The sequence below is a fragment of the Rhizobium sp. LCM 4573 genome (genome assembly GCF_001854865.1).
In the GTDB taxonomy this organism is placed as follows: Bacteria; Pseudomonadota; Alphaproteobacteria; order Rhizobiales; family Rhizobiaceae; genus Neorhizobium.
Window position 1 is genome coordinate 993,353 of the sequence record NZ_MDDW01000001.1, and the last position, 12,008, is coordinate 1,005,360.

The window sequence follows — 12,008 nt, forward strand, 5'->3', positions numbered from 1 at the left end:
TCGTCTTTGGAGCAGCCGCGATCCGGCTTGGACGACCTGAAGGATTTCACCTGAGCGTGGTTATAAAAAACATTGCAATTTGTGTCCACTTATCACGATTTAAAACTAAATACCGAATACCCCATAAGCCGTTTAGCTCCAGCCTCCGGAAAAAGAACGTCGGAGACAAAGATTTACCCTAAAACTATACTTCCTAAGGTGTAGCTCGGATACGTTGTTTCCGCTTCGTAGACAATGATACTTCTAGTCCCGTTAAGGGATTGTTTACGATGTTGACGCCGATCGAGCCCAAAAACGAAGTGCACCATTCCCCACTTGAACAGGTGCCGCAGCGCGGCGGGCTCGACTATGGCGTGATCCCCTATGTCGCCGCCGCCGTGGATTTTTTATATCTTCTCGGAGCAAGCGCGATCGGCTTCACGGGCTACGACTACCTCGTCTTCCGGTCCACTCCGGACCCTTCGCTCTTCATCGGCACCGGACTTGTCCTATCGATGATCTTCGTGCTCGCCATGCACAGCAGCCAGGCCTACAGCCCGGAAAGCATACAGCTTCGCAGACAGCAAATCGGCCTGATATGCGTGTTGATCCCGAGCGTGCTGGCCTTTCTTCTGACCGTCATCTTTTTTCTGAAGATCGGCACGATGTTTTCGCGGGGGGCAACACTGGTCACGGCCGCCGTGTCCATCGCCGGCCTCATATGCACACGCTACTTCTGGCATTGGTACCTGCCCTCGGCGGCCACCTCCGCCTCCTTCCGCTTGAAGCGCGTGCTGCTGATCTGCCCCGTGGATTTTTCGGTCGAGCAATGGCAGCTCGGCGCCAGGGCAAGCGGCATGACCGTGGCCCAGGTTCTGCGCCTTTCCGAAGACAGCCTGCTGGCGGCGGATTCGATCGAGAGATTAAAGCGGGGTCTGGCCGAGCATCTGGACGAGGTCTTCATCATATGGCGCGATCCGAATGTCGCCGATCTGGAACTCTATCTCGGCGAACTCAGGCGCTCCGCCTTGCCCGTGAACGTCACTTTCGATGGCGTCGTCGGCCGCCTCACCAGCGCCCCTTCCCGCAAGATCGGGGGAACGACTGCATTCCAGACCCAGCGCCCGCCGCTGAATTTCTATGAACGCGGCACCAAGCGCATATTCGACATCGTCTTTTCTCTGACGGCACTTCTGGTTTTGCTGCCGCTGCTGGCCGCCGTCGCCGTCGCCATTAAACTGGAAAGCAAGGGGCCGGTGCTGTTCAGGCAGTACCRCAAGGGATATGGGGGCCGTCCCTTCCGCATTCTGAAATTCCGCAGCATGACCGTCATGGAGGACGGCGGCGACATCCGTCAGGCCACCCGAAACGACCCGCGCGTGACGCGGCTCGGAAAAGTGCTCCGTGCCTCCAGCGTCGATGAGCTGCCGCAGCTATGGAATGTCCTTCGCGGGGAAATGTCGATCGTTGGCCCTCGTCCCCATGCGCTCGCTCATGACGATCTCTACGATGCCCAGATCGTCAAATATGCCTTCCGGCGGCACGTGAAGCCGGGGCTCACCGGCTGGGCGCAAATCAACAATTGCCGCGGGGAAACGCCGAATATCGAGAAGATGGAAGAACGCGTCTTCCACGATCTCTGGTATATTAACAACTGGTCCTTCTGGCTGGATATGAAGATCATCGCGCGAAYAACGGTCCAAGTCTGCCATTCCGGCAAGGCCTATTGAGCGCCAGAAAAATCAGACCATTCAAAGCCGGCTGACGTCCCGGATCCCCGAAGGCTCTATCAGGATTTCCCGCGGTGCCGCATGGCTGATGAAGTGGATGGGGCTGGCCGTCAGCCCGTAGGCGCCGCTGTTGTGAATAGCGATGAGATCGCCTTCCTCCAGCTGCGGAAGTTCGACGCCGATGGCCAGCCGGTCGATGGACGTGCAGAGCGGGCCTGCCAGATTGACCTTTTCGGTCTCCCCTTGCCCTCCGACCTTGTGCATCGAATAGTTCCTGTGCATCACCATTCCGAAATGGCCGGATGCCGGCAGGTGATTGTTCATTCCGCCATCGCAGATGCCGATCTTCACACCGCGGGACTCCTTGATCGAGACAACGCGCGTCAGAAAATATCCCGCTTCACCCACAAGATAACGCCCTAGCTCCAGGATCAGGCGCGTATCCGCGAATTGYGGTTCGGCCTTGAGGGCGTCGAGCTCGGTTGCGATACCCTCCGCGACGACCTTAAGATCGAGCGGGATATCACCGTCATGATAGGGAATGCCGAGGCCGGAACCGAAAACCAGCTTTGCCGGGCGCGGGATATAGCGGCCGCAAACCTCTCGGAAGATATTGAGGAAATTCCGGTAATTCTCGCAGATCGCCTCCGGCTTCAGGCATTGCGTGCCCGCATAGATATGCAGGCCGGCAATCCGCAGGTTGGGAAGCGCCGCGATCCCGGGCAGGTCCCTCGATACATCCTCCCAATCGATGCCGAAAGCCGACGGCCTGCCGGCCATCTGGTCGCCAAATCCCTTCGGAACCACCGGAGGTGCGATCCGGACAAGCACATCCTGCACGTGCCCCACGCTGCGCGCCGCTTCGTCGGCCAGGTAAGCTTCCCGAATCGATTCCAGGATCATTTCACCGATCCCGCCCCCGATCGCTTCGCGGATTTCGAAGTCTCGCTTTCCAGGGCCCGTGAAACTGATCCGGCCCGGCTCCCAGCCGGCGGAGATCGCCGTCCTGAATTCGCCGATCGAGGATACGTCGAGAAACTCGGCCTGGCTTTTCATGAACGCGAGTAGCGCTGGATTGGGATTGCTCTTTGCGGCAAAGCTCAGCGCGAACCGACCTTCGAACGCCTCCCGCAACAGCCTGGAACGGCTTTCGATCGCTTGCGTGAAGTAGACATAGGMGGGCGTCCCGAAGGACGCCGCCGCACTCTGAAGCCAGACATCGAGCGCCGAGGTGTGGTTCATCAGACGATGGCTTCGGCAAAGCGAAGGATTCGGGCCGGCGTATCGAAATTCTCGAGCGTCACGTCCTCCCCGCGGATCGCCGTGCCCGTCGCCTCCTCGATGAAGGCAAGCAGGTTCACCATCGAGACCGAATCGAGAAGGCCGGAGGAAAAGAGCTCAATCTCGCTATCCGCGTCTCCGATGCTAAGCGTATCGTTCAGGTAAGCGAGCAATTTTCCATGGGTAAGCGCCATCATACGTTCTCCCTGATCTCAATATTTGCGGGATTGACCAGCGCGCCGATCTCGGCCGGGCCGCCGGATTGCATCCATTCGCGGCAGAGGCGAACCACTTCCGGCCGCGCGAGCTTTCCACTCGATGTGCGCGGCATGCTTTCCCGCCAGACATGGAACCGGTGAGGCACCATGTAGGAAGGCATGGCGCGGCGGCAGTAGCGCAGCAGCGCCTCCTCTTCGAAGCCGCCGATGGGCGTAACCGCAACGTGAACGGCCTGCCCGAGATCCTCATGATCGACGCCGAACGCCACCGCCTCGGCGATCACCCCACTGCGGCAGATGAGGTCTTCGATCTCGTCGGGGCTCAGGCGGAAACCGCTCGTCTTGATCATCGCGTCATTGCGGCCGACGAACCAGAGATCTCCGTCGGCATCGATCCTGACGATATCGCCGCTATAGACGACCGGTTCGTCACCGATCAGGTGCCAGAGTTCCGGACAGGGCCTGATTTTCTGCTCCGTCACCTCCGGCTTGCCCCAGTAACCGAGGCTCACCAGCGGCCCGCGATGCACGAGTTCACCCTGCTCGCCGGGATGGGCGATACCCTCGCCAGGCTTGATCACATAGACTTCCGCTCCGGGGATCGCCTGTCCGATCGCTCCCATCTTACGCCGGAACTTCTCCGGCGCGAGATAGGTCGATCGGAAGGCCTCGGTCAGCCCGTACATCAGGTAGACGTCGACATCCGGAAACACCCGCGGAATCTCCTGCAGGATATTGAGCGATATCTTGCCGCCGGAATTGGTGATCCGCCTGAGATCGGAAAATTCCGCCGGTCTTTCCGCGAGCAGGCGCACGATCTGGCTCCAGAGCGGCGGCACGGCCGCAACGCCGGTGACCCGGTGCCTCTGCATCGTCTGGATGATTTCGGCCGCCATGGAAACGGCTTGGTGAACCACCGTGCCGCCGACCAGCATCATGGTGGTGAGCTGATTGAGGCCATAGTCGAAGCTGTAGGGCAGTACGCTCAACAGCCGCTCGTCCTCGCGAAGCCCGAGATAGCGCGCCACCGAGCGCGCGCCCGCAACGATGTTGCGATGGGTGAGCATCACCCCCTTCGGCATTCCGGTGGAGCCGGACGTGTAGATGATCATCGCAAGCTCGGTATCAAGCCGCGGTATCTCGTCGCCCGCCAGATCGTCGGGCAGATGATCCCAGGCATCGAACACCGCTTCGGCCGGCAGCTTTCCCCGGACGAGCACGCTCTCCACCGTGCTGGGAAGCCTTCGCACGGCCAGCGCCTCGGCAGTTCGGGCCTCGACGATCATCAGCCGCGCGCCGCAATCGTTGGCAACGTATTCGAGCTGTTCCACCGTCCACTGGGTATTCACGTTGACGATCACCGCGCCGACTTTCGCCACCGCGAACATGGCGGCGACTTCGGCTACGCTCTTGCGCAGATGTACGATCACCCGGTCGCCCGGCCGGATATCGCGGCCCTGAAGATAGCCCGCCAGCCGATCCACCTCCGACGCCAGCGCCGCATAACTCACCGCCCGGTTGCCATCGATGACCGCCGGCTTGCCGGGTCGCATGTCGATATTGTCGGCCAGAAGCTGATAGAAGCTTGTCGTCAGTGCGTTCATGAGCGGCTCCTCGCCTGCATCGGCGGCTCTCAGGTATCCGTATCGGTCTTTCCGGCCCGGCTCAGAAATGGTCCAAGACGGGGGTAGATCTTCGCGGGCGAACCCACGGCAATCGAATCCGAGGGAATGTCGGTGGTAACCGCCGTATTGGCGGCAATGCGAACCCGGTCGCCGATGCGGATTTCGCCGAGAATGGTCGAGTTCACGCCGATGAAGACGTCGTCGCCAATCGTCGGCGCACCCGCAGTCATGTTCGTTCCAATCGTGACATTGTGCATGACGCCGCATCGCTTTCCGATCACGGCGCCGGGATGGATGGATATCGACCCCTCTGCATGGATGATGTGAAACCCTTCGCCCAACGTCGCCTGTGCCGGGATCCAGACCCGCGTGATTGTTGCGACGATGGCGCTGACCACGCCGTAGATTTTCCTACAGACCTTGCGGAGAAGGGCGCCCCGGCGTTCCTCCCCCCAACGGCCGAAGCGATATACGAGAAGCGTGATGAAGCCGGCGTTGAAAACCGTACCGCCATGCCGCTCGAAATCCTTACGGACTTCTGCCCGGAACGAGTCCGCCTTCTGCGGCTCGGCCGTATCTGATCGGGAGGCGATCATGAGAAGCCGCGAAATCATGCGTGCACCAGCTCCATTGTTCGCTCGATATCACTCCACTCGACACGGAAGTTCCTGCGATCTCCATCGCCCACGACGAAGGCGAAGCCCTGCCCCTGACGATCCGTGATGACCTTGAGAACGGAGACCACGCGGTCCGCCGGCTGGATCACGAAAAGGCTGGCATCCTGCGGCATGACGGTGAGCGCATGAACCAGATGGCTACCCTCGACGCCTGCGACGACGCGGGCACCGGCACAGGCGCTGACGATATCATCGACGGATGAGGCGAGCGGATCGATGATCCGGAAGCCGTGACGAGCGACGAACTGCTCGGCAATCTCCGTCTCGTTCGACAAGATGCGATGGTCGCCCTTGTCGCCCCTGAGAATAAATACGCCGGGGTGACTGGAAGGCTTGGCCGAGGCGAGCAGCTTTTCCCTGATATCGAGGGCGCGCTTCTTCTTTCCTTCGTTCTGACCTTTGTCCCGGAAGAGAATAAGTTCGTCGAAATGGATGTCGCCGACATAGATCGGCCTCAGGTCCAGTTTCTGCGCATATTGCGGTTCATGGCCGCGCGTGATCGGCCGTGTCGTGACCGGCGTGCCGTATTCCTCCGCCAATGGATAGGTCAGGCAATCATCGGAAAGCCAATTGCCGAACCAGCGATTGCCTATCCAGCTCTCGAAGAGCGCGCCGCTGGTAGTGTCCTTCGGGGGAGCATAGACGGGCAGTCGCCGGGCCCGCGGCCTCAGGCTCTTGGAAGCGTTTCGCGCATAGAGCACGCCATCGATCAGATCGACATCCTTGAGCCGATAGCCGATCGTCGCCTCCTGGGTGGTTTCGTATTTCCCCCGGAAGCCTTTCAGCACTTCGGCAACGGAACCGAACTCCGCGCCGCGGATGCGGTCGAGATGCTGGGGCAGGAACTTGGCTGGAGGAATGAAACGCTTGGTGGCCGGTGCGATCGTCCAGCGTTCCGAGGCAACCGCCTCGATATCCGGGAAGGGCATGCCGGCGGCTTTCCTGAACGAATGCACGATGGGCCGAAACGAAATCAACTCATTGTCTCCGCTGCGTTTATCGGGCGCAATGAGCAGAAGCACGCCTCCATTTGTTCCACGCCCTCATGAAGATAATCGCATAGTTGCCGCGGCTTTCGCCGTAGCCATTGGGCTATCGGCCTACTCATTTCGATGTATCAGGCATGCGTCGGTTCCTGTTGCCGCAGAAAACCGGCGATCGCCTGGGCGCTGATCCGATGATGGAAGCGGGCGGCGATCTTGGCCCGCGAGGCCTGCCTGAGGCGGCGCGAGAAATCCTCGTTCCCAAGCACCTCCTCTATCGCATCCGCCATTTCCTTCGGCTGCCGGGGCTGAACCAGTATCGCATCCACCCCGTGGTCGATGAGTTCGCTGTTTCCTCCTACATCCGTCACGATCACCGGCAGTTCCATAGCCATCGCCTCCATGATGGCGACCGAAATACCTTCGTCCAGGCTGGCGAGCGCGAAGATATGCGCGTCTTCCAGAGCCTGCCGAACCCGTGTTTCGGAAACCGCCCCAAGCAGCTCGACACTTTCCGTGAGACGCTTGTCGCGGATCATAGCTTCCAACGTCGTGCGATAGCCGCGGCCACCTTGCTCGTCCTCCCCGGCAATCTGCAGGCGGACATCGATACCCCGCTCGCGCAGCATTTCCACGGTTTCGAGGAGGATGTCGTGGCCTTTTACCGGGTTGAGCCGGCCACACGTGAAGATCCGGCACGGCTCGCCCGGCTTCCAGGAAACATAGGGTCGGCTGCGGTGTATTTGATCGAGATCCACGCCCATGGGCGCTATCGCGATCCGGGAAGGCTTGGCGCCGTTCAGCCGCTCGCTGACGACGTCGAACAGCCGCCTTGAAATCACCGTCGCGAAGGCGGCGTTCCTCCATTTCTGCGGCTGGTTGGGTCCGTATCCTTCCAGCGTCGGCCCATGCAGCGTCAGGCTGTAAGGTATCCCCGAAAGAAGCGACGCGAGAGCTGCGACATTGGCAGCATCGGCGCAGGAATGCACATGAATATGCGTCCATTGCCCGCGGCGCGCGAACCAGGCAAGCTTGGCGGCAGCCGGTATCATCGCCAATAATCTCAAGCGACCCACTGGAGACCTGACTTCGGCGCTCGCGGCCGCGGCGAGGCTACGGCCTATCCCGCTCGGCCCCGCCCGCATCAACTCCCCGAGCACGGCAGGCGTATCACGCGCACCGAAGGGAAGGAGATAGCTGGTCTTCCCGCGGGCTTCCTCCGCCCAGGAGTGCGAGGCCACGGCCTTCGGCGGATGCGAAGTGGAAACGAATTCCGCCTCTATGCCGAGTTCGGCCAGGGCCTGATGCTCCCGCCAGAGAAAGATGTGGGTCTGCCCTGGAAACTCCGGTATGAAGAAACCGATCTTCTGGGTCATCGATGCTCACCCAAGTCCATTTCTGAACCGCCAGGCAAAATGGATCGTGTTCTTCAGGCGGTGAAGCTGCTTCATCAGACGGCCGCGCTCGTCGGCTCGCTCGATCTGAGCCGTGTAGGCCATGTATCGCAGCACGAAAGCAAGCGGGACCGGCTTGGCGCAATCCGCGGCATCGCCCGACGCTTCAACCCGATAATTTCTCACGAACTCCGCCGCAAACGTCCGTAGCGCGGAGGCCTGAGACGCATCCAGCATCGGCGGCGGAGAAAGCCCGTCCATCCCGCGGCCATAGATCGTCGCAAAGCTGACCGCCGCCACGTAGTAAGCCCCGAGTGGTGTCAGATGAACCGTATCGGCAAAGATTGCATCCATGCGGGCCGCGCCATCCCGATCCTCGAAGCCGCCGAAGGCGGGATCGGACATGRGGCGTTCGACAAGTTCCGCAAGCGCCAGAGATGTTGGGATGAAACGCACCCGGTCCTGACGCCCGGTCGCCGCGATCTCGGCATTCACCCGCTCCGCGACACAGCGCCAGACCGGCAGTGCTTGCCGCTCGTAGTCGATCCAGTCGGCGGGATTGCTCCTGTCCGCCAGGCTGATCCATGGCGCGTAGAAATAGGTGGATCCGGCAGGATTGGCGGCGATGAAGTCGCTGTGGAACCGGTAGAGGGAGGAAWCCGTATCGTGCCATGCAAGCGAATCGAGAAGCCCATGCTGCTCCGTGATGATGAGCAGATCGTAGGGCCTGGCATCGAGACGCGGAAATTTCCCCGCGAGCCGCTGGCCGATGGAGGAACCGTTCGCATGCTGCATCTTCCATGAAATGGAAATGCCGGCATTGCCTGCGATTTCGCTCAGATAATCGGGAAAGGGGCGATCCGTCAGGCTGTGTCCCGAAATCAGCGCATGCCCCTTGTCGGAAGACAGGAAAGGCTGCTGCGGCCCGGAGGAAGGGTGAACTTCGATAGTTTCCGGTCTGAACATGGCCGCCCCGACGGCAATCGAGAATATTGTCGAACTTGCGCAGGCAATCGCGAACATTCTTGAAAAGCTCATTCTCCGTCGCTCCGCCTCCGCGACCTATCGCAGGTTCACGCGCGTCTATGGGACCACATGGTTGTGCCGGCAGTTCGATTTCACAAGCTTACGATTGGGCGGACCGCCATACCCTAAAGGCGCGAGCATGACGTTCAGCCTCATCCATTCGGGCTATATCCAAAAGCCGAGGCGTACTCCTTTGTGCCTCGTTTCCAGTTGTCGGGCGCCGCCGTAATATTGGTCACCCTATCCCCGGAGGGATGGGCAGGGGTTCTGCAAATAATCATCTGGAGTGATTGAATGCGTGGGAGGACGAGTCTCGCGGGCCTGTTTCTTTGCCTGTCGTTCATCGGCGCTGCAGCGCAAACCACCTATCGCCTGCAGCCGGGCGATACGCTGCAGGTATGGATCGCGCAGGAGCCGGAACTCGGCCGCGAAATCGTCATCGCCCCGGATGGCTGGCTCTCCTTTCCGCTGGCCGGACACCTGAAGGGAGCCGACCTCTCCCTGTCCGAGCTGGAAGCTCAACTCCTCGATCGGCTGAAACCCTATTTCAAGGACGTTCCCAATCTCACCATCATGCTGCGCCCGAAYGCCCAGCATCAGTCGCTCATCTACGTTACCGGCGAGGTGGTCACGCCCGGCGAATATCCCCATCGCCCCGACATGACGGTGCTGCACGGTATCAGCGTCGCCGGCGGCGTCTACCGGACCACCTTGCTTGCCGCCGATCAGGACAGGTCCGTGGTCGTGCAGCGCGAGGTGGAGCACGCAGGCAAGCATCTGGAAGAGCTGAAAGCCCGCATCCAGCGCCTGGAGGCGGAGCTTAAGGAAGCCACCACCCTCGGCACGCCCGAGGAGCTCGCGTCCAACCCCGCGCTGGCACAGGAGCAGTCGCTCCTGAATTCCCGCCGCGAGGCGGTTTCCTTGGAGGAGAGGGCTCAGCGCCAGGCCGAGGAACTCACCGAAAGGAACGCCGCCGCCTTGCGCGAACAGGTTGATATGGTCTCGAAGCGGGTCGACCTCGCCAAGCGCCGGCTGCAAAGCATCACCACGCTGGTCGCAAAAGGGGGAGCGGAGAGCTCCCAGCAGATGGTTCAGGAAGGCGTGATCGCCGAGCTGGAGGGGCAGATCAGCCGTCTGATGTCGGAAATAGCGACGGCCGATCGGGCTCGCCTTGCGGAAAACGCCCGTTACGAAAGCGCAAGGCAGGAGCGCCACACCCAATTGCTCGTGGAGCTCAACGCCGCCCGGCGCGATCAGGAAGAAACCCAGGCTAGGCTTTCCGACAGTACCCGCATCATGTCGATCTATGGAGAAAACGCGCTGGCCAACCAGCAGCGGGCCCGGCGCGTGCTCTCCTACCGCATCGTCCGCTCCGTCGATGGCGAAATACGGGAGCTGGATGCCACGGAGACCACACCCCTTATGCCGGGGGATCTGTTGCGCTTGTCCTACCGCGATGTAGAGCCCGCCCCCGTCGCGAATGCCGCTCCTGCATCCCGGCCGGACGAGCCTCCCTCCACCCAATCCACGGAAACGGTGGCGCGATGATGGAGAGGATCATGGCAGCAAGACAATGCCGTAAGCGACGCGATGAGGCGCGAAAATGATCAACGAGCTGATCCGCAACATCATCTACTATAGCGAGGTTGCGCTCGCCAAACCCTTCTATGCCATTGTGCCGGTGCTGATCGCCCTTGTGGCCGGAGCGGGTTTCATCCTGAGCATGCCCCGAAACTATCACTCGGAAGCCTTGCTGTTGATGGAGTTCCAGCAGATCCCGTCGACCCTTGTGTCTCCGACAGTCTCCAACGACCGGCTGCAGTTCATCGAACAGCGCGTGCTCTCCCGCAACAACCTGCTTGAGCTCGCGGACAAATACGATCTTTTTCCCGGACTGAGAAACGCCCTGCCCAAGAACAATTTCGCAGGCATCGTGCGCAATCACATAACGCTTCAGATCGAGATGACCGACGGGGCGGATCAGGTCGCGAGGAGCGCGACGGTGCGGGTCGGCTTCAAATACGGCGATCCGGCCCTGACTGCGCCGATCGTTTCGGACCTCGTGTCGCGGATCGTTGATGAAAACAAGCGCCTGCGCACCGCACGAGCTTCCGAAACGGCGACCTTCCTCAACCGGGAGATGGACGGATTGGCACGGCGTTTCCGCGAACGCGAGGCCGCCTGGACTGGATACATCGAGGAAAACAAGGAGGCCCATCCCTCCCGGATGCCGACCATTCTGATCGAGCTCCAGGCCAAGGAACAGGAGCTTGCGACCTTCGAGCGGACCATCGTCGCCCTCAACGAGGAAATTCGCCTGCTGGAAGCGCAGCTCCGCATGGGTGTCGAGCAGGCGAGCGATGCGAACCGTCTGCACTCCCAGATCGCGGCACTGGAGGCCGATCTTGCCGCCAAATCGCTCGTCTATTCCGATGCCCATCCGCAGGTCCGCGCGATGAGGCAACGCTTCGAGGAACTGCAATCCCGRATTGCCGTCGCATCTCCGGTTGCCGCGGCCGAGATGCCGACGGCCGAGGAGATCAAGAACCTGCCCGCAGAATTCATCCTGGTCGCCGAGCGCATCGCCAATATCAAGCCGCGCCAGGAGCAGACTGTAAATCAGCGAAACGAACTCGCCGGGCGGATCAATAGGTTGAGGGAAATCATCTCGCGTGCTCCGGAAGTCGAGGCGCAGATCCAGGCCAACGAGGCGGAAAAGCTTTCCCTGCAAAGAAGCATGGATGAGATGCAAGCCAAGCTCGACACCGCGCTTCTCGGCGAGCGGCTCGAGGAGCGCCAGGCCATGCAGCAGATCGATATCGTCGAGCAACCGGAGATTCCGACCGGCCCGTCCGGCCCGCGGCGCCTCTATCTGGCGCTCGCCGTCTGTGTCGCCGCCGGCGCCGCCGGTCTTGCGGGGATCTACGCCGCCCATCTCTTCGATGGCTCGATCCGCGGCACATTCGACCTCGCGCAGGCCCTCGCGGGCCAGACACTGGTGGTGATCCCGCGCTGGACCCCGGAGCGGCGCAGAGTAACGGCCTATTGGCGGGCCCGCGGGAACGCCGGCCCCGCAGAAACCTAGCAGATAGAGA

10 protein-coding genes are annotated in these 12,008 nt (G+C 61.1%); 3 read left to right on the top strand and 7 right to left on the bottom strand.

Features of this window, described 5'->3' with window-relative positions:
• Positions 1–269: 269 nt before the first annotated feature.
• A complete protein-coding gene (locus LCM4573_RS04910) occupies positions 270–1,709 on the top strand; it encodes an exopolysaccharide biosynthesis polyprenyl glycosylphosphotransferase (RefSeq protein ID WP_071004977.1) in 1,440 nt (479 codons plus the stop codon).
• A 21-nt stretch (positions 1,710–1,730) separates the two neighbouring features.
• On the opposite strand, the gene LCM4573_RS04915 is transcribed toward LCM4573_RS04910, so the two are convergent.
• The 7 genes from LCM4573_RS04915 to LCM4573_RS04945 form a co-directional block, all read right to left on the bottom strand.
• The gene (locus LCM4573_RS04915) at positions 1,731–2,951 is read right to left on the bottom strand and encodes a decarboxylase (protein ID WP_071004980.1); all 1,221 of its coding nucleotides are present in this window, start codon (positions 2,949–2,951) and stop codon (positions 1,731–1,733) included.
• A complete protein-coding gene (locus tag LCM4573_RS04920; protein ID WP_244505224.1) occupies positions 2,951–3,187 on the bottom strand; it encodes a phosphopantetheine-binding protein in 237 nt (78 codons plus the stop codon). The genes LCM4573_RS04915 and LCM4573_RS04920 overlap by 1 nt, the downstream gene beginning before the upstream one ends.
• A complete protein-coding gene (locus tag LCM4573_RS04925; protein ID WP_071004983.1) occupies positions 3,184–4,812 on the bottom strand; it encodes an AMP-binding protein in 1,629 nt (542 codons plus the stop codon). Before LCM4573_RS04925 ends, LCM4573_RS04920 begins: the two co-directional genes overlap by 4 nt.
• Positions 4,813–4,841: 29 nt before the next feature.
• Positions 4,842–5,447, bottom strand: coding sequence for a serine acetyltransferase (locus LCM4573_RS04930; protein WP_083347306.1), 606 nt, complete (start codon positions 5,445–5,447; stop codon positions 4,842–4,844).
• Entirely contained in the window at positions 5,444–6,439 is a 996-nt protein-coding gene (locus tag LCM4573_RS04935; protein WP_083347321.1) for a glycosyltransferase family 61 protein, read from the bottom strand. The genes LCM4573_RS04930 and LCM4573_RS04935 overlap by 4 nt, the downstream gene beginning before the upstream one ends.
• A gap of 188 nt (positions 6,440–6,627) precedes the next feature.
• Entirely contained in the window at positions 6,628–7,869 is a 1,242-nt protein-coding gene (epsE, locus tag LCM4573_RS04940) for an exopolysaccharide biosynthesis GT4 family glycosyltransferase EpsE (protein WP_071004985.1), read from the bottom strand.
• Between the two features lie 6 nt (positions 7,870–7,875).
• Entirely contained in the window at positions 7,876–8,925 is a 1,050-nt protein-coding gene (locus tag LCM4573_RS04945; RefSeq protein WP_157895482.1) for a hypothetical protein, read from the bottom strand.
• Between the two features lie 282 nt (positions 8,926–9,207).
• Here LCM4573_RS04945 and LCM4573_RS04950 point away from each other — a divergent pair, with 282 nt between their 5' ends.
• Positions 9,208–10,461, top strand: coding sequence for a polysaccharide biosynthesis/export family protein (locus tag LCM4573_RS04950; RefSeq protein WP_071004990.1), 1,254 nt, complete (start codon positions 9,208–9,210; stop codon positions 10,459–10,461).
• Between the two features lie 55 nt (positions 10,462–10,516).
• Entirely contained in the window at positions 10,517–11,998 is a 1,482-nt protein-coding gene (locus LCM4573_RS04955) for a hypothetical protein (RefSeq protein ID WP_071004992.1), read from the top strand.
• Positions 11,999–12,008: the final 10 nt, after the last annotated feature.

Bases quoted from the DNA above. Each gene is read 5' to 3' on its own strand.
- LCM4573_RS04920 (WP_244505224.1), bottom strand. From the start codon at position 3,187: ATGATGGCGCTTACCCATGGAAAATTGCTCGCTTACCTGAACGATACG.
- epsE (WP_071004985.1), bottom strand. From the start codon at position 7,869: ATGACCCAGAAGATCGGTTTCTTCATACCGGAGTTTCCAGGGCAGACC.
- LCM4573_RS04925 (WP_071004983.1), bottom strand. From the start codon at position 4,812: ATGAACGCACTGACGACAAGCTTCTATCAGCTTCTGGCCGACAATATC.
- LCM4573_RS04930 (WP_083347306.1), bottom strand. From the start codon at position 5,447: ATGATTTCGCGGCTTCTCATGATCGCCTCCCGATCAGATACGGCCGAG.
- LCM4573_RS04935 (WP_083347321.1), bottom strand. From the start codon at position 6,439: ATGCCCTTCCCGGATATCGAGGCGGTTGCCTCGGAACGCTGGACGATC.